Source organism: Micromonospora sp. NPDC003197, from assembly GCF_053590565.1.
The window spans coordinates 233,904-251,374 of sequence record NZ_JBSFTE010000007.1 but is presented as its reverse complement, the minus strand read 5'-3'; the positions used below and the strand labels follow the sequence as shown (position 1 = coordinate 251,374).

The following is a 17,471-nucleotide window of genomic DNA, read 5'->3' as shown; positions in this document are numbered from 1 at the left end:
CGCCGGGATCTGGCACAACAACAAGACCGGAGCACCCGTCACCCGATCACTGATCGCTTACGACCACTGACCAGGTTTCGGAACTACTCGTCTAGGCGGACGGCGGCAGCAGTGGCACCCGGAGCATGATCAGCTCGGGTCCCGGTCGTGGGTGTCGAGGGTGAGTGACGTGCCCCGGACCTCGGGCAGTACGCTCGTACTGCTAGAGCATGTCCCGCGAGAGGAGCGCCGGTCGATGGCGAAGATCAAGGTAACCAACCCGGTCGTAGAACTCGACGGCGACGAGATGACCCGGATCATCTGGAAGCAGATCCGAGAGCAGCTGATCCTGCCCTACCTCGACGTCGACCTGCACTACTACGACCTGTCGATCCAGCACCGTGACGCCACCGACGACCAGGTGACCGTCGACGCCGCCAACGCCATCAAGCAGCACGGTGTGGGTGTCAAGTGCGCCACCATCACTCCGGACGAGGCCCGGGTCGAGGAGTTCGGCCTCAAGAAGATGTGGCGCTCGCCCAACGGCACCATCCGTAACATCCTCGGCGGCGTGGTCTTCCGTGAGCCGATCATCATGTCGAACGTGCCGCGCCTGGTGCCGGGCTGGACCAAGCCGATCATCATCGGCCGGCACGCGCACGGCGACCAGTACAAGGCGACCGACTTCGTCGTCCCCGGCCCGGGCACGGTGACCCTCACCTACACCCCGGCCGACGGCAGCGCCCCGGTCGAGATGGAGGTCGCCAACTTCCCCGGCGGCGGCGTCACGATGGGCATGTACAACTTCGACGAGTCGATCCGTGACTTCGCCCGCGCCTCGCTGCGCTACGGCCTGGACCGGGGCTACCCGGTCTACCTGTCGACCAAGAACACCATCCTCAAGGCGTACGACGGCCGGTTCAAGGACATCTTCGCCGAGGTGTTCGAGACCGAGTTCAAGGCCGAGTTCGAGGCCGCCGGCATCACCTACGAGCACCGGCTGATCGACGACATGGTGGCGGCCGCGCTCAAGTGGGAGGGCGGCTTCGTCTGGGCCTGCAAGAACTACGACGGCGACGTGCAGTCCGACACCGTCGCGCAGGGCTTCGGCTCGCTCGGCCTGATGACCTCGGTGCTGATGACCCCGGACGGCCGTACCGTCGAGGCCGAGGCGGCGCACGGCACCGTCACCCGGCACTACCGGCAGTGGCAGAAGGGCGAGAAGACCTCGACCAACCCGATCGCCTCGATCTACGCCTGGACCCGGGGCCTGGCCCACCGGGGCAAGCTGGACGGCACCCCGGCGGTGACCGAGTTCGCCAACACCCTGGAGCAGGTCATCGTCGAGACCGTCGAGGGCGGGCAGATGACCAAGGACCTGGCGCTGCTCATCTCCCGGGACGCGCCGTGGCTCTCCACCGACGAGTTCATGGCCGCGCTCGACGCGAACCTGGCGAAGAAGCTCGGCGCCTGATCCGCGTACCGAAGACCGGACTCGTCAGCAACGGCGAGATCTGATCACACCCACGACAGCCCGTCGGCCGTGTGCCGGCGGGCTGTTCGCTACCCGGGCTCCCGGAAACCGTACGCCGGCAGCTGACGATCACTGCCCGTCACTGTCGGCCGCGCCGGGTCGTTGAACAGGTTGGATGTGATGCCAGTCGCGTCCAGGAAGGTCGATCGCTAGCAGCCGCCCCGAGACAGGGCGCCGGCCGATCGATCGGTCTTCCCGGCTGTCGCGCACAGCCGGCCGTCCCTTCCCAGCGGGGGGCCCACTACCCGGGCCCCCCGCGCCCCTGTTCTGTGCCCAGCGGGTTCTGTGCCGCCCAGCGGCCGTGCCGGTTCTGGCGGCCGTACCGCTCATGGGCCGTACGGCTGGCCGCACAGCCGTTAACCCCATGGCCGTACCGCCAGTTGGTCGGGCGCGACTCAGGCCGATTGCAGCCGGGACTCCACCCAACCGGTCTCGGTCAGGTGGTGCAGCACCGCGTGTACGGCCTCCTCGACGCTCAGTTCACTGGTGTCCAACACCAGGTCGGCGTCGGTCGGCACCTCGTACGGGTCGTCGATGCCCGTCATCCCAACAAGCTGACCGGACCGGGCACGGGCATAGAGGCCCTTACGGTCCCGCTGCTCGCACACCTCCAGCGGGGTGGCGACGTGAATCAGCAGGAAGCCGGCCCCGGCCGCAGCGGCCATGGCGCGCGCCGCCGAGCGAGCCTGGGCGTACGGCGCGATCGGGCAGCACAGCGCCAACCCCCGGTGTCGGGCGATCTCGGCCGCCACCCAGCCGATGCGGCGTACGTTGAGGTCCCGGTCGGCCTTGCTGAAGCCGAGGCCGGCGGAGAGTTCCCGGCGGACCACGTCGCCATCGAGCAGCGTGACGGTCCGGTCTCCGCTCTCCCGCAACGAGTTGGCCAGACCCCGGGCGATGGTGGACTTGCCCGACCCGGACAGCCCGGTGAAGAACACCACCAGACCTCGCTGCCGACGTGGTGGCCGGGCCCGGGAGAGTTCCTTGGCGACCGCAGGCGGGGTGTGCCACTCGGGCAGCGGGAAGCCCCGGTCGAGCAGGTCCTCGATCTCCTCGTTGCTCAGCGCCAGGCGCCGGTTGCGTGGCGGGATGTCCTCCCGCCACCGCCACTGTCCGTCCCGGTTGTCGTAGGCCAGTTCGCGGGGCACCAGCACCCGCAACCCACCGCCGGAGAGCGTGTCGACGGTGGAGAGCAGATGGCTCACCCCGTACGCGGCGGCGACCCGGGCCCGCAGCAGGGCGTCGGTGATCTCGTCTCCCCGCCGGGCCATGGGTACGGCGACCAGGGTGGCCGGCGGCATCCGGTCCCGGGCGGCGAACACGCTCCGTACCAGCACCTCGGGCGGCAGCCCTTCCCTGCCGCCCTCTGCCACCGGAATCAGGATCAGCAGATGGGCGTTGAGGGTCCGGGTCGCGTGGGCGATCTGGGCCAGCTGTGGGCGGTGCAATGGCCGGTCGGCGATGACCCCGAGCACCCGGCCGGCGGGTAGCAGCGCCCGGACCTCGGCCGGAGTACGTTGCAGCCGCTGGAACGGGCCGTGCCCGCCGTCCCCGATCCGGCGTATCTCGCCGCCGACCCCGGCCGTACCGTCCCGGGCCGGCCAGGTGTCGGTCACCTCCAGCAGCGCCATCGGGGCGCCCTCGCTGTCGGTGAGGACCAGTGCCCGGCGTAGCGGATCGCCGAGGTCCAGCCCTTCGACCAGCCCCGAGGGCACGTGCAGGGTCACCGGTACCGGCCATGCCGTGCCGTCGGCCAACCGTCCACGTCGGGCCACCGAGGCCAGGTCCGCCCGTCCGAGGAAGCCGGTCAGCGGTTCGTAGGCCCCGCTGAGTAGTAACTCAAGATCGGCCAGCTCGTGCGGACGCGGCGTGTACGCCGGCGCGTCCCGCAGCACCTCGTCGGGCAGCACCCATCCGTTGCTCATCGCACCCCCAGACAACCGATCGGCACACAGTTTCGCAGCCGACCGCCGATCGGTCGAGAGCGCCACTCCACCCAGCTGTCCGACACCTCGCCGAGCACCCCTCCGAACACGCTTCCGTACGGTCGCCGAAGACCTCTTCGGGCAGCCCGTTCCGGCCTGCCACCAGCGGCCGCCGAGGCGTCCCCTAATGGGGGAGAACCGGGAAGGATCAGGGGGCGACCAGGGCCGGGATGTCCACCGTAACGAGCGCCCGGTCCCTAGGCTGAGCCGGTGACACTGATCGCGACCCAGTCGCTCACCAAGACGTACGGCGGGCGGGTGACCGCGCTGGCCGACCTGACGGTCGCCGTCGAACCGGGAATCGTCGGACTGGTCGGCGCCAACGGCGCGGGCAAGTCCACGTTTATCAAGATCATGCTTGGTCTGCTCGCGCCAACCAGCGGTCAGGTGCGGGTGCTCGACCTCGATCCGACGACCGACGCGGCGGCGGTCCGCGCCCGCGTCGGCTACATGCCGGAACACGACTGCCTGCCGCCCGACCTGTCGGCCGCCGAGTTCGTCACCCACCTCGGCCGGATCAGCGGTCTGCCCCGCACCATCGCCCGGGAACGGGCCTCCGAGGCGCTGCGCCACGTCGGACTCTACGAGGAGCGCTACCGGCAGATTGGCGGCTACTCCACCGGCATGAAACAGCGGGTCAAACTCGCCCAGGCGCTGGTGCACGATCCCGACCTGCTGCTCTTGGACGAGCCGACCAACGGGCTCGACCCGGCCGGCCGGGACGCCATGCTCGGCCTCATCCACCGGATCGGCACCGAGTTCGGCATCTCGGTCCTGGTCTGCTCCCACCTGCTCGGTGAGGTCGAGCGGATCTGCGACTCGCTGGTCGCGATCGACGGCGGCCGGCTACTGCGCTCGGACCACATCTCGGCGATGACCGAGGCGACCGACGTGCTCGCCGTCGAGGTCAGCGAGGGCACCGACGAACTCGCCGCCCGACTGGTCGCCCTCGACCTACCGGTACGGCGAGAAGGGCAGCTGCTGCTCGTACCGTTGGCCTCCGATGGGACGTACGACCTGATCCTGACCGCGGTGGCCGAGTTGGACCTGCCGCTGCACCGCCTCGACCAGCGGCGGCACCGCGTGGCCGAGCTCTTCGCCACCCGGGAGGTTGCCAGTGTCCACGCTTGAGACCCGCAGCGCCGCGCCCAGCGGGGTGATCCACGACATCGGCTACCAGCGGTACGACGGGCCCCGCCTCGGCCGCCGGTACGTCGTCGGCTCCCTCTACCTGCACGGCCTGCGTACCGCCTTCGGCCTGGGCCGAAGCGCCAAAGCCAAGATCTTCCCGTGGCTGATCGTCGGCATCATGACCGTGGTCGCCGCCGTCCTCACCGCCGTCCGGGCCCAGTTCGGCGAAGTGGTCATGACCTACCCCCAGTTCGCCGGGTCGATGAGCTGGCTGCTGATCTTCTTCGTCGCGGTGCTCGCCCCGGAACTGGTCTCCCGGGACCTGCACAGCGGCGTCCTCCCGCTCTACTTCTCCCGGCCGCTGCGCCGCTCGGACTATGCGCTGGCCAAGCTCGCCGCGCTGGCCTCGGCCGTGTGGCTGCTGCTCGGTGGCCCGCAACTGTTGATGTTCGCCGGGGGAGCGTTCACCACCAAGACCGGAATGCGCGGCGTGTGGGACGAGTTCCTCGACCTCGTACCCGGGTTGCTCTATGCCGGGATGTGGGCGGTGGTCTTCGCCGCGATCAGTCTGCTGGTGGCCTCGCTGACCGGTAAGCGGGCGTTCGCCGCCGGTGGGATCGTCGCGGTGTTTCTGATGACCACCCCGATCGTCGGTGTGCTGTCGGTCATGCCCTCCCGGATCGTCAACGAGCTGGCCTTCCTGGCCTCCCCGTCCACCCTGGTGCAGTCCGTCGGCGGCTGGCTGTTCCCCGAGCCGGGCCTGGAGATGACCATCGGTGACACCGGCCCGATCTACCTCGCGGCCATGATTCTGCTGGTCGCCGGCTGCGTCACCCTGCTGCTCGCCCGCTACCGGAAGGTCGCCGCGAAATGACCACTGTGGAGTTGACCGGGGTCTCCCGCTGGTACGGCAACGTGGTTGCCGTCAACGACGTGAGCATGAGCCTCGGTGCCGGCGTGACCGGCCTGCTCGGCCCCAACGGTGCCGGGAAGACCACCCTGCTGCACATGATGGCCGGCTTCCTCGCCCCGTCCCGGGGCACCGTCACCGTCGACGGCAGCCCGACCTGGCGCAACCCCGCCGTCTACCGCCAGCTCGGCCTGGTCAGCGAACGGGAGGCGGTGCACACCTTCCTCACCGCGTACGAGTTCGTGCTGGCCAGCGCGAAGCTGCACAAGCTGCCCGACCCGGCGACGGCGGCACGACGGGCCATCGAACTGGTCGAGATGACCGCCGTCCAGGACCGGCGGATCGACACGTACTCCAAGGGCATGCGGCAGCGCACCCGGGTCGCGGCGGCACTGGTGCACGACCCGGCGGTGCTGCTGCTGGACGAGCCGTTCAACGGCATGGACCCCCGGCAGCGGCTGCACATGATGGACCTGCTGCACCGGCTCGGTGAGCAGGGCCGGACGATCCTGTTCAGCTCGCACATCCTGGAGGAGGTCGAACAGGTCTCCGGCACCGTACAGGTGATCGTGGCGGGCCGGCTGGCCGCCTCCGGTGACTTCCGGACGATCCGGCGGCTGATGACCAACCGGCCGCACGTCTTCGCGGTGCAGTCCACCGACGACCGGCGGTTGGCGGTCGCCCTGATCGGCGAGCCGTCGGTGACCGGGGTCGAGATCGACCGGACCGGCCTGACCGTACGCGCCGGCGACTACGGCACCTTCACCCGCGCCCTGCCCAAGATTGCGCTGGCGTCCGGCATCCGGGTACGCCGGCTGCTGCCCTCAGACGAGTCCCTGGAGAGCGTTTTCTCCTACCTGGTGGAGGCCTGAGGTCGTGCGCGCGAGGAGCGAGCGTTCCGGGGCGGTCCGCGTGGGATGCGACCGAGCCGGAATGCGAGAAGAGCCGGTTTTGCGAGCCCCGCAGTCGCAAACGAAGGAGTAATTATGTCGACGGTTTCGTGGATCACCGCCCGTGGGCTCTTCGGCCGCCGGCGGTTCCTGATGCTGCTGCCCCTACCCGCCCTGCTGATCGTTCTCGCCGTGATGGGCCGGTCCTTCGGTGTCGACCCCGGCGAGTGGGGGCCACCGGTGCTGCTGGGCCTCGGGCTGGCCGTGGTGCTGCCGGTCGTCGCGTTGGTCGTCGGCACCGGCGTGCTCGGCTCCGAGATCGACGACGGCACGATCGTGCACATCCTGACCAAGCCGTTGCCCCGCTGGCAGATCGTGTTGCCGAAGCTGCTCGTGGCGACCGGGGTCACCGCGTTGACCACCGCCGTCCCGCTCTACGTCGCCGGGGTGCTCGCCGAGTCGGTACGGTTCGGGCTCGGGCTGGCGGCAGCCGGTACGGTCGGCGCGCTGGCGTACTCGGCGCTGTTCCTGGCGCTCAGCCTGGTCACCCGACGGCCGGTCCTGCTCGGCCTGGTTTACGTGCTGATCTGGGAGGGGCTGCTGGGCAACGTCGTCAGTGGCACCCAGGTGCTCTCCATCCAGCAGTACGTGGCGGCCCTGGCCGATCGGATCGCGCCGACCGAACTGATCAGCACCACCGTATCGACGCCGGTGGCGCTCGTGATGACCGTGGTGTTCTCGGTCGGGTTCACGGTGCTGGCCATCCACCGGCTGCGTTCGTTCAGCGTGGCGGGCGAGACAAGCTGATGCGGTGTTAGGAAGGGCCCCTTCTTATCGCTTTCTGCATAGGAAGGGTCCCTTCCTAACACCTGAAGCGCACCGCACCGCACCGCACCGCACCCCGCACCCCGCGCACGGCACCCAGCACCCAGCACCCAGCACCCAGCACCCAGCACTGCTGCGCATGCTGGGTGCCGTGTGCGGGGTGCAGTCGGCCGTTGTACGTCCCGAGTGCGGCTCAGCCGGTGTTGCGCATACCGGCGGCGATCCCGTTGACCGTGGTCAGCAGGGCCCGTTCCAACGCCGTACCGTCGCTCGGAGCGCGTCGGCCCCCAGGGGCGGTGGCGACCGCCCGGCCGGCCGCCCCCGAGTCCCGGTACTGGCGTAGCAACGCCACCTGTAGGTGGTGCAACGGTTCGAGGTAGGTGTCCCGAACGGCGAGGGTCCGCTGCAACACCGGCGAGTTCTCCAGCAGCTCGGGGGAGGCGGTGACGGCGAGCACCTCGCTCTTCGTCCGCTCGTACTCCTCCTCGATCTTGTGGAAGATCGGGTGTAGCGGCTCCGGCACCAGAGTTTCCACGTACCGCCGGGCGATGTTCAGGTCGGTCTTGGTCAGCATCATCTCGACGTTCGACAGGAACGTGCCGAAGAAGTGCCAGTTGCGGTGCATCTCGGCCAGTACGTCCGACAGCCCGGCCTCCCGGGCGGCGGCCAGCCCGGTACCGACCCCGAACCAGCCGGGCACGATCTGCCGGGTCTGGGTCCAGCCGAAGACCCACGGGATGGCCCGCAGGCCACCGAGCCCGGCCCCGGTGTTGGGGCGCTTCGCCGGCCGGGAGCCGATGTTGAGCGCGCCCAGCAACTCGGTTGGGGTGGAGGCCCAGAAGTACGCCGGCAGGTCCGGATTCTCGACCAGCGACCGGTACTGCCGGAAGGCCGTGTCGGAGACCAGCTCCATGGTCTCGTTCCAACGTTCCAGCATCTCGGCCGGCTGGCGGGGGGTGGTGTGCAGCAGGGCGCTCTGCAACACCGCGGCCAGGGTCAGTTCCAGGTTTTCCCGGGCCAGTGACGGCAGGGTGTACTTGTCGGAGATGACCTCGCCCTGCTCGGTCACCTTGATCGCGCCGTCCAGCGTGCCGTACGGCTGGGCCAGGATCGCCTCGTGCGTGGGCCCACCGCCCCGACCGACCGTACCGCCGCGACCGTGGAACAACCGCAGCCGTACGCCGTGCCGGGCCGCCACGTCGCGCAGCGCGCGCTGCGCCTTGTGGATGGACCACTGGCTCGTGGTGATCCCGGCCTCCTTGTTGGAGTCGGAGTAACCGAGCATCACCTCCTGCACGTGCCCCCGGGCCGCGACGATCGCCCGGTACGCCGGCAGGGAGAGCAGTTCGTCGAGGAGTTCACCGCCGGCGTTCAGCTCCGCCGGGGTCTCCAGCAGCGGTACGAAACCGATCCGCGCCCGCCCGCTGTGCACGTCCACCAGGCCGGCCTCCCGGGCCAGCACCACGGCCGCCAGTACGTCGTCGGCCCCCATCGTCATCGAGATGATGTACGACTCGATCACTTCGCTGCCGAACCGGTCCTGCGCCTCACGGATCGTGCCGAAGACGTTGAACGTCTTGCGGGCCGCCTCGGTCAATGGTGTGTCCACTGTAGAAAGCGGACGACGGCCGGCCAGTTCCTCGGCGAGCAGCTTCGTACGCTCGCCCCGGGGCAGCGTGTTGTAGTCGGTTACCTCGCCGACCTGCCCGTAGAGCTGGGCGAGCACCGCGTGGTGCGCCTCGGCGTGCTCGCGTACGTCCATCGTCGCCAGGTGCAGACCGAAGGCGGAAACCGTACGGATGGCGGTGGCGAGCCGGCCGACGGCGGTGAGCTGGCCGGAGTTACGGGCCAGCGAGGCGCGCATCAGCTCCAGGTCGGAGATCAGCTCGGCCGACCCCCGGTAGTCCCGCCCCGGCACGTGCGGGGTGCCCCGACTCAGCCGGAGCCGGGTGTTGGCCAGCTTCGCCTTGATGCAGCGGGCCTTGAGTCGGTACGGCTCCTCAGCGTTGACCCGCCGGAACCGGGGTGCCACCTCGGGCAGCGCGTCCAGGTCGGTGGCGAGGCTGGCCGAGAGATCCAGCGACACCGAGCGCAGCCGCCGAGAGACCGAGATCTCGCTGATCAGCCCCTCCAACGCCGCCTCGGTGGCCTGGATGCCGTGCTCGTACTGGATGAGCAGGACGTCCCGGGTGACCAGTGGGGTGACGAACGGGTTGCCGTCCCGGTCGCCGCCGATCCAGGTGCCGAAGGTCAGCGGGCGGGCAGTGGGGGAGGTCTCCACTCCCAGCCGGCGCAGCGTGTCGGCGAGATCGTCGAGTACCTGTGGGGTGGCGGCGGCGTACAGGTCACGCAGGTAGAAGATCGCGTTGCGCGCCTCGTCGGTCGGGTCAGGCCGGTCCAGTCGCAGCTCGTCGGTCTGCCACAGCAGGTCGAGTAGTTCGGCCAGCCGCCGGTTGGTGGGGCCCTCGTCGCTCGCCCCGTACAGCACCGCGTTGGCGGTTTCGGCGTCCAGTTCGTCGGCGACCGCGCGCAACTTCGACAGGATCGACCGGCGGGCCGCCTCGGTGGGGTGGGCGGTGAAGACCGGCCGTACGGCCAGCCGCCGGGCTGCTGCCGCGATCTCCTCGGCCGGTACCCCGCGCTCGGCGATCAGTCGGGCCGCCTGGTCCAGCCAGCCACCCTGAGCGGCGCGCTGCCGGCGCAGGTCCCGGGACCGGTGCACCTGTTCGGTGATGTTGGCCAGGTGGAAGTAGGTGGAGAAGGCCCGCGCCAGCTTCGTACCGGTGGTGACGTCCATCGCGGCGAGCCGGGTGGCGGCGGCTTCGGCGTCGGAACGGACCAGGGCCCGGATCTCCTCGACGAGGTCGAGCAGCGGGGGGCCTTCTTGGCGGGCCAAAGTTTGCCCGAGCAGGGTGCCGAGCCGGCGGATGTCGGCCCGGAGGGCGGCGTCGGGTCCGTTGGGATCATGCAGGTCGGTCACCATGCGCTCCTTACCCAAAAGTGCGAAGGACAGCGCTGTCCGACTGGCTGGATCGTATCCGCGTGCGCCCTGGTGTTAGGAAGGGCCCCTTCCTATCGTTTTTTGTATAGGAAGGGGCCCTTCCTAACACCTCAGCCGGTGGGGACGCTCCTTGCTGGTCACTATGTCACCTCATGAGAGATTTAATCGTTTGGTTCGGCCGATAGCGTCTCAACATGCATGAGCTGAGATCATCAACGCAGTCGCGGCAGTACCCGGCGAAGCCGAAGCCGGGCGATCGAGTCGCTGTCGTGTCGCCGTCCGCCGCGCTGCCGGCGATCTTTCCGCACGTACACGAGCTTGGTTTGCGCCGGCTCCGCGACGAGCTGGGCCTGGAGCCGGTGGAATATCCGACCACCCGACAGTGGCAGGCCAACCCGCGCGACCGGGCCCGGGACCTCACCGCCGCGTTCGCCGACCCGACGATCACCGCCGTACTGGCCACCGTTGGCGGCGACGACCAGGTCACCGTCATCCCGCACCTGGACGACGAGGTGCTACGCGCCAACCCGAAGCCGTTCTTCGGCTACTCGGACAACACCAACCTGCTCCACCATCTGCACGGCCTCGGCATTGTCGGCTACCACGGCGGATCGGTGCTGGTACACCTCGGCCGACCGGTCACCATGCACCCGGCCAGCCTCGACTCGCTGCGGGCCGCCCTGTTCACCTCCGACTGGTACGACCTCACGCCCGCCGACGAATGGGGAGATCAGCCAAACGACTGGCAGGACCCGGCGAGCCTGGACCGCCCGTTGACCATGTTTCCGGGCGGCGGCTGGAGCTGGCACGGGCCGGCGCGCACCATCGAAGGGCCGATCTGGGGCGGGAATCTTGAGATCCTCTCCTGGATTCTCCAGGCCGGTCGGGTCGGTCCGAGCGAGGCGTACGCCGGCTCGGTCTTCCTGCTGGAGACCTCCGAGGAACTGCCCTCCGACGTCGAGGTCTACCGCATTCTGCGCAACCTCGGCGAGCGCGGCCTGCTCGCCGGCTTCCCGGCCGTACTGGTCGGTCGCCCGAAGGCCTGGGACTTCGCGAAACCCCACACCCAGGAGCAGAAGCAGGCGTACGCCGAGGCGCAGCGCGCCGCCGTGCTGCGCGCCCTCGCCGAGTACGCCCCGGATGCCGTGGTCGTGTTCGACCTCGACATCGGGCACACCGACCCGCAGTTGATCGTCCCGTACGGCGGCATCGCCCGGGTCGACGCGGTGACTCAGCGCATCTCCGTCCGCTACTGAGCTGGCCGTTGCGCCGGCCTGCGTGTTGGCCCGCCGCACGTAGTGCGTTGAGTCGAGCGATGTCGCGCTGGAAGTGTGCGCGTTCCCGGTGGTGGTCGCCCTCGTACTCGACGGCGATACGCCACCGGGGGTAGGCCAGGTCGACGCGGCCGAGAAAGATACGTCCGCGCTGCGTGTGGGCACCATAGACGTCGTGCTGCGCGGTCAGGCGCGGCAGACCGGCGTCGTACAGGATGAGCCGGAGCCGACTCTCCATCGGGGACTCGCTCAGCGGCTCGGCCAGCGTGAGCAACTCGCGCAGTCGGGCGGTGCCAGGCCAGCCGATGTGCGCGTCCAGGTAGCTGGCCAACTCGGAGAGCTTGACCACCCGCCGATGCAGCAGTGCGTCCACCGCGACCAGCGCGTCCGACCGGGGCAACTGCCGCCCGAGGTCGAACGCGGTGAAGACACCGGGGGTGACCGGTAGCCCGGCGAACCGGGTGATCTCCTGGGCGGTAACGATCGCTGGCTGACCGCCACGCGAAGGTGGGAGCGTCGGCTGGCCGTACCCGGAAGTGTGATGAAGACCGGGCTCTGGCGCGGTAGGAGGTCGACGCCCCACAGAAACGCCGCGCTGCGGCCGCTGATGGCACCGCCCGTCGGCAAGGTCAGGGCAACCGCGTCGCACCACATCCGATGGTCGTCCGCACGGTAACCGTCAATGTGGACGTAGATGTCGGGCAACAGCCGCCGCCAGGACGGGCCGCGAAGCATTCGCCAGGTGACCAGGCCAGCGGCGACGGCGCGACTGCCGGAGAACGGGAGGAAGGCCAACTCCTGGGGATGTGCGGTGCCCGGGGCATTCCGACAGCCTGCCGGCACGAGGCGGCCATGCGCTGCCCCGAGGCCGTGGTAGGGCCAGCTCTATCGGATGTCCGCCATGACGAGTCGGGCCGCTCATCGGAGAATGTCAGCCTGGTTTGTCATCATGCCCGCCATGCAGAGCAGCAGCGAGGCTGTCTGGGTTCCGGCCAGCGACGGGTACGAGCTCAGCCTGACCGAGACGGGTGTGACCTGCCGCGACAAGGCGGGCCAGGAGTGCGTTCCGATTCCCGCGCAGGTGCTTGCCTGCCGGGCGTACCCCGCCTGGGCGCTCATCACCGATCCGGAGAACGCTGCGGCGGCCCTTGCGGTGGTCGACGACCTGAAGCGGGCCGCCGGTAAGGCCCCCCACGACGCGATGGTCACCTACGAGTGGGTGGCCCGCCGGTTGCCGGTGGGGCACCTGCCGGTCTTCTGGGAACATGCTGGCCGGCAGCTCGCTGCGGCGCGGGACACCAAACGGGCGGCGATGGCGTTCGGCCGGGCGCGGGAGTTCGAGGAGGAGCACGGCCTCCCGGTCGACGGCGACAGCTGGTTGGCGAGCCACCGGGAGTTCGCTGCGGCGGGAGCGATCAGCGCCAAGGCAGCCGGCCAGTTCGGGGCCGCGCTGCGTGACCGGTACGCGCCGGAACCCGCGCTCGCCGCGCTGATCGAGTTGGCTGAGCTGCGAACCCGGTACGGCCAGCCGCCCTGGCCGGAGTTGCCACGACAGCTCGCGGCAGCGGCGCGCGCCGCTGGCCGGGACGTCAACGCCGAGCAGCAGCACCTCATCGAACGGCTGCTGCCGTTATCCGCGATCCGTGAGACGCCAGTGGCGGTGTGGAAGGCGTGGCGGCCGGCGCTCATCGCGCTGGCCAAGGGCTCGACGCGGAACCAGCGCCGGCTGCTCGACGTGTTTCCCGTGGCCGACCGTATCGACGGCTGGTGGTTCGAGCTGCTCAACGACACCGGCGCGCTCGACCTCCTGGCGTGTGCGCCAGCTATCCGAACCGAGGCAGCCGTGCAGGAAGGCGTCGTTCGAGCCGAGCCAGCCCAGACTGCGGCACGTTGGCTCAGCCGGGCCGTCATCCACGCGAGGCGGGCCCCCCGGGACCGGGTGTACCGGACGCTGCCGCGTCAGTTCGGGTGGCTCATCGCCGCACTGAGTGCCCGGCTCGTCGACGACGACATCCCCGTCCGGCTGCACGGCACCGACTACGGGCAGCGTGCGATCGACGTACGGGTGTTGGAGACCTGCCTCGCGAACGGCGTACCGGTGGCGGCTCCGGCTGCGGACGCCGGGCTCGACTTCCACGTCTGGCTGTCCGACCGGGACCCCGAAGAGGACATCCCGGCACTGGTCGCCGACCCGGTGTTCGCGCCGCTGTTGCGCAAGAGTCTCGACCGGCACCGGGACCGGATCGACCTGGAACGAGTGCCCGCGCTACGCCGGATGCGCCAATCAGCCGTCGTAGACCAGGTGGCCGTAGCAGACCAGCCGGCTGAGGCGGACGGGGCAGACCAGGCGGCTGGGGCAGGGACCGAACCAGCGTCGGCCGGGACGGTACCGGCGGACGAGACAACCTGGCATTTGCTGGACGATGCCAAGGTGCCCAGGGCGCTGTACGGGCTGTCCGAACGTTGGGCAGCGCAGGACCGTAGTGGGTCGCTGCGCGGGATCCAGCTTCTCGGTGATTTCCTCACCGGTGCCGTGACCACGGATCGGTTCGCCGCCGAGACCAAGAATGGGGTGCCGGTCACCGACTACTGGGTGTCACTGATCGGCCGGATCGGTGCTGTCGCCCTGCGGGCCGTGGCCGCCTCCACCCGGGACGAGCGTCGGGCGCGACTGCTGGCCCTGTTGGAGGTCTGGGCGCAGACGCCCTTCGCTGGTCCAGAGGCGTCGCTGCGCATCGGTGTGGTGGCGACGGAGCAGACCGGGCAGCTGCTCACCCGCGAGGAGTACGGGGCGGCGGTGGCCGTCGGCTGGGCCGCTAGGGGTCAGCGTCGATTCGTCGAACTGCGTACCGGTGCCGGGGATGTGCCTGCCGCCACTGGTGATCCGTCGGCGCTGGGAACCGTCGTCGAGGTGGCGGACGCCCCTCGGGGTTGGGGCGGAGCGGACGCGCTGCGTCGCCTCGTCGCCCTCGTCCGAGAGCGGGGGCCGGTGCCGTACGACGACGCGGCGGTCAGTGTGCTCGCCGAGCGTACGGGGTTGAGCCGCCCCGCCGCCGGGCTCATCCTCGCCGGCATTCCCGGTACCGGCTCCTACAGCCTGCCGTTCCTGGACGAGACGGAACGGAAGATCCTCCGGTTGAAGACCGCCGAGGCTGAAGCCGGCCGGCGGGAACTTGGGGTGCTCAGCGTGGAGCAGCGGCTCGATCTGCTCGCCGATGTGCTGCCCGCCGACCCGGCCGAACTGTGGGAGCCAGGCAGGATGAGCACGGTGGCCGAGCGGGTGGCACAGCGGTGGAATTCCTTGGTCGGCCGTAGGGTCAGTGTGCCCGAGGCGACCCTGACGGCGGCGATGAAGCTGCCTACGGTCGACTCCACCACCGAGCTGTGCGTGACGCTTGCGGAGCCGCACGCCGTTGCGTCCCTCACCACCAACCTGGACACCTGGATCAAGAAGGGGGAGTACGGCTACAAGGTCACCGATGGCGATGGGGGCACGGGCGTCTGGCGATTTGGGAACCTGCTGAGAAACCTCGCCATCGGGGCCCAGTGGGCCTACGCCGAACTGCCCGCCGGTGACCCGGTCAGGGCTGGCGTCCCTGACACGGTGGAACTGCTGCGCGCCCGGCTCTCCCACCCGGGGCTCCTGTTGAACGCCGGTAGCGCGTACTACCGTCACCGTACCGAGCAGGAGTTGCGAGCCCGCTTCGGCGACAAGCCGTACCACGGCCCGGAGCCGCTCGACGTGGCGACCATCGACGATGGTCTCACCGTTGTCACTCTCGGCGGGACTTATTCAATCCGGGGCGTCTCGCGGGAGCAGGACCCGAATCTCTTCTTCCGTCCGGCGTTCTACGGCGACGACACCCGATCCGAGCAGTTGCGGGCCATGGCGTGGAGTGGCGTCTGGGACTTCACCGCCGTGCAGTGGCTGCTCAGCGAGGAGTGCGGGCGGATGGTGGCGCGCATCCGGTCTGGGGCGCTGCCCGACGGGGCGTATGAGGCGTACCCGCTGGTCAGCGTGCCGGAGTTGGTGGCCGAGGTGGGCCAGCGGCTGGACCTGGCACCCGACCCGGCCGCCCTCTACCTGGAGCTGTTGACGCTGCTGCAACCAACCGACCGGAACATCCGTACCTGGAATGGGTGGACACCGACCCGGCACAAGGCGGCGGTGGCGGCGCTGGTCGAGCGTGCCTTGGTGGTCGAGGCGAAGCGGGCCCGGGCCGGGCGCGGGGTGTTCCTGCCGGGTGGGTGGGCCAAAGCGGACACGAAACATCTTCCGTTGGAATCCTGGAAGGTGTCGCTCTATGGCCTGACGGTCTCCGCCGACGGGAGCGTGGTCGAGGGGGTCTCCTGGCCGAAACGCCCGCTGACCGAACTGTACGTCTCCGCCTGGCAGCGCATCCTCGACGGCGACCAGCCCCGTTGACCGCGTCGATCAAGGGGCATCGCAGTGCGCGTGCTGGGAGATCAGGTGCCCCAGAACGGGCCGGTGAGGCCGACCTGACGCAGGTAGTCGGCTGCCTGCGCGGGCTCGCGCCGGACGTACCCATGGTCGAGGCGGCCGGTGTACCAGTCGGCAGCGAGGTGCCACAGGGTGCTCAGATCCATGACGTAGCCCAGGGCCGAGTTGGTGGCGGTCAGCCAGTCGTCCACACAGTGGCGGGAGCAGAAGATCCGCTGGTTGTCACAGGTGTGTACGACGTCGTCCCACATCCGGGCGGTCGGGACCAGGAAGTGCGCGACCTGGTCACCGGTCGGTGGCTGCTGACGGCCGACGTTCCAGGCGTGTGGGCGAGCGCAGGCCGGGCAGCGGGTCGACACCAGCATCTCGCCCTCGTCGGGTAGCAGATGTGGCAGCGCGAAGGAATCCCAGGCGCAGCCACCCCACCACAGGGTCCGGCCGCCCATGACCGCGAAGCCCAGCGGCACCGCGGAGAACGGGTGGGCCATGATGATCTGGCCCTGCCCGTCGAGGACCAGGTGCCGTCGGGTGGCAAGTTCGTCGAGCCCCTGCTCGACCGTTGGCATGGTTAGCCGTAGTTGGTCGGCAAGCTCCTGGCTGGTCGGTGCCCGTCCCGTGTCGGCGAAGCTCCGATAGACAGCGAGTCGTAGATCCTCAAGCTCTTCGTTGGTCACCCGGCCATCTTCGCCAAGCGCTGGCCACTGGCGACCCGGGCAGCCAGGGCCACCCCGTACCCGGACCGATGTTGGTGATCTGAACACCAGAGGCGCTACACCACCCCGGTAGCGCCTCTGGTGTTCAGATCACGATTGGCAGAACATGATCAGGATCGGCGCTCGCGGATTGCCTGGTTCACTTGGCGGATGATTTGGGCGGGATGCCGGAGTACGTCGTCGGCGGTGAACCGAAGGACGAGCCACCCGGCCGCCCGCAGTGCGTTGAGTCGGGTGACGTCGCGGCGGAAGTGATTGCGTTCCCGGTGGTGGTCGCCCTCGTACTCGATGGCGATACGCCACTGTGGGTAGGCCAGGTCCATCCGGCCGAGGAACCTGCCCCGCCCGTCGTGGACGTCGTGTTGGGCGGTCAGCGGTGGCGCGCCGGCGTTGTGTAGGAGCAGTCGGAGACGGGTCTCCATCGGTGACTCGCTCAATGGCTCGGCGAGCGTCAGAACCTTACGTAGCTGGGCGGTTCCGGGCCAGCCGCGGTGGGTCGCAAGGTACTCGCCCAGCGTGGGCAGTCGTACCACTCTGCGGTGGAGAAGCGCGTCCACCGCCACCACCGCCTCGGTCTGCCCCTGGTGCCGCCCGTCGGTCTCGGACGCACCGCCGTCGGGCTCGAACGCCACGGCCGAGGTCGAAGGCGGTCCGGACGGGGGTGGTGACCGGCAATCCGGCGAAGCGACCGATGTCTTCGGCTGCCAGTGTGTGGTGGCTGACAGCAATGCGTCGGTTGGGGCGGCGCCGGGTCGGGGCGGGCAGTA

At 69.6% G+C, this 17,471-nt stretch carries 12 protein-coding genes; 8 read left to right on the top strand and 4 right to left on the bottom strand.

What is annotated here, in order from left to right; genetic code table 11:
• Window positions 1-235: 235 nt before the first annotated feature.
• Window positions 236-1,453 (top strand): NADP-dependent isocitrate dehydrogenase, encoded by a 1,218-nt coding sequence (locus tag ACWDV4_RS10945; protein WP_449976713.1) that lies wholly within the window; start codon window positions 236-238, stop codon window positions 1,451-1,453.
• Window positions 1,454-1,908: 455 nt separating this feature from the next.
• On the opposite strand, the gene cysC is transcribed toward ACWDV4_RS10945, so the two are convergent.
• A complete protein-coding gene (gene cysC, locus ACWDV4_RS10940) occupies window positions 1,909-3,438 on the bottom strand; it encodes an adenylyl-sulfate kinase (protein WP_449976712.1) in 1,530 nt (509 codons plus the stop codon).
• Window positions 3,439-3,708: 270 nt separating this feature from the next.
• Here cysC and ACWDV4_RS10935 point away from each other — a divergent pair, with 270 nt between their 5' ends.
• The 4 genes from ACWDV4_RS10935 to ACWDV4_RS10920 all read left to right on the top strand — a co-directional run bounded on the left by ACWDV4_RS10935 (window position 3,709) and on the right by ACWDV4_RS10920 (window position 7,236).
• Entirely contained in the window at window positions 3,709-4,629 is a 921-nt protein-coding gene (locus ACWDV4_RS10935; RefSeq protein ID WP_449976710.1) for an ABC transporter ATP-binding protein, read from the top strand.
• The gene (locus tag ACWDV4_RS10930; RefSeq protein WP_449976708.1) at window positions 4,616-5,503 is read left to right on the top strand and encodes an ABC transporter permease; all 888 of its coding nucleotides are present in this window, start codon (window positions 4,616-4,618) and stop codon (window positions 5,501-5,503) included. The genes ACWDV4_RS10935 and ACWDV4_RS10930 overlap by 14 nt, the downstream gene beginning before the upstream one ends.
• Window positions 5,500-6,411 (top strand): ABC transporter ATP-binding protein, encoded by a 912-nt coding sequence (locus tag ACWDV4_RS10925; RefSeq protein WP_449976706.1) that lies wholly within the window; start codon window positions 5,500-5,502, stop codon window positions 6,409-6,411. Before ACWDV4_RS10930 ends, ACWDV4_RS10925 begins: the two co-directional genes overlap by 4 nt.
• Window positions 6,412-6,525: 114 nt before the next feature.
• Complete coding sequence (locus tag ACWDV4_RS10920; RefSeq protein ID WP_449976704.1) at window positions 6,526-7,236, top strand: ABC transporter permease subunit; 711 nt, start codon at window positions 6,526-6,528, stop codon at window positions 7,234-7,236.
• Between the two features lie 211 nt (window positions 7,237-7,447).
• Here the strand turns inward: ACWDV4_RS10920 and ppc are convergent, their stop codons facing one another.
• The gene (gene ppc / locus ACWDV4_RS10915) at window positions 7,448-10,234 is read right to left on the bottom strand and encodes a phosphoenolpyruvate carboxylase (protein WP_449976702.1); all 2,787 of its coding nucleotides are present in this window, start codon (window positions 10,232-10,234) and stop codon (window positions 7,448-7,450) included.
• A gap of 215 nt (window positions 10,235-10,449) precedes the next feature.
• Between ppc and ACWDV4_RS10910 the strand changes: the two genes are divergently transcribed.
• From ACWDV4_RS10910 to ACWDV4_RS10900, 3 genes are all read left to right on the top strand, one after another.
• Window positions 10,450-11,511, top strand: a complete 1,062-nt coding sequence (locus ACWDV4_RS10910) for a S66 family peptidase (RefSeq protein WP_449976701.1) — start codon at window positions 10,450-10,452, stop codon at window positions 11,509-11,511.
• Window positions 11,512-11,584: 73 nt separating this feature from the next.
• On the top strand, window positions 11,585-11,977 hold the full coding sequence (locus ACWDV4_RS10905) for a hypothetical protein (protein ID WP_449976698.1): 393 nt from the start codon (window positions 11,585-11,587) through the stop codon (window positions 11,975-11,977).
• A gap of 510 nt (window positions 11,978-12,487) precedes the next feature.
• Entirely contained in the window at window positions 12,488-15,955 is a 3,468-nt protein-coding gene (locus ACWDV4_RS10900; protein ID WP_449976695.1) for a hypothetical protein, read from the top strand.
• Window positions 15,956-15,996: 41 nt separating this feature from the next.
• Here ACWDV4_RS10900 and merB read toward each other — a convergent pair whose 3' ends face one another.
• Together merB and ACWDV4_RS10890 are read right to left on the bottom strand one after the other, a co-directional pair.
• Complete coding sequence (gene merB / locus ACWDV4_RS10895) at window positions 15,997-16,665, bottom strand: organomercurial lyase (RefSeq protein ID WP_449976692.1); 669 nt, start codon at window positions 16,663-16,665, stop codon at window positions 15,997-15,999.
• 149 nt (window positions 16,666-16,814) lie between these two features.
• Window positions 16,815-17,336 (bottom strand): endonuclease domain-containing protein, encoded by a 522-nt coding sequence (locus tag ACWDV4_RS10890; protein WP_449976689.1) that lies wholly within the window; start codon window positions 17,334-17,336, stop codon window positions 16,815-16,817.
• Between the last annotated feature and the right edge of the window lie 135 nt (window positions 17,337-17,471).

Excerpts from the sequence above, each read along its gene's own strand:
- ACWDV4_RS10900 (WP_449976695.1), top strand. The coding sequence starts at position 12,488 with ATGCAGAGCAGCAGCGAGGCTGTCTGGGTTCCGGCCAGCGACGGGTAC.
- ACWDV4_RS10910 (WP_449976701.1), top strand. The coding sequence starts at position 10,450 with ATGCATGAGCTGAGATCATCAACGCAGTCGCGGCAGTACCCGGCGAAG.
- ACWDV4_RS10945 (WP_449976713.1), top strand. The coding sequence starts at position 236 with ATGGCGAAGATCAAGGTAACCAACCCGGTCGTAGAACTCGACGGCGAC.
- ACWDV4_RS10920 (WP_449976704.1), top strand. The coding sequence starts at position 6,526 with ATGTCGACGGTTTCGTGGATCACCGCCCGTGGGCTCTTCGGCCGCCGG.
- cysC (WP_449976712.1), bottom strand. The coding sequence starts at position 3,438 with ATGAGCAACGGATGGGTGCTGCCCGACGAGGTGCTGCGGGACGCGCCG.
- ACWDV4_RS10925 (WP_449976706.1), top strand. The coding sequence starts at position 5,500 with ATGACCACTGTGGAGTTGACCGGGGTCTCCCGCTGGTACGGCAACGTG.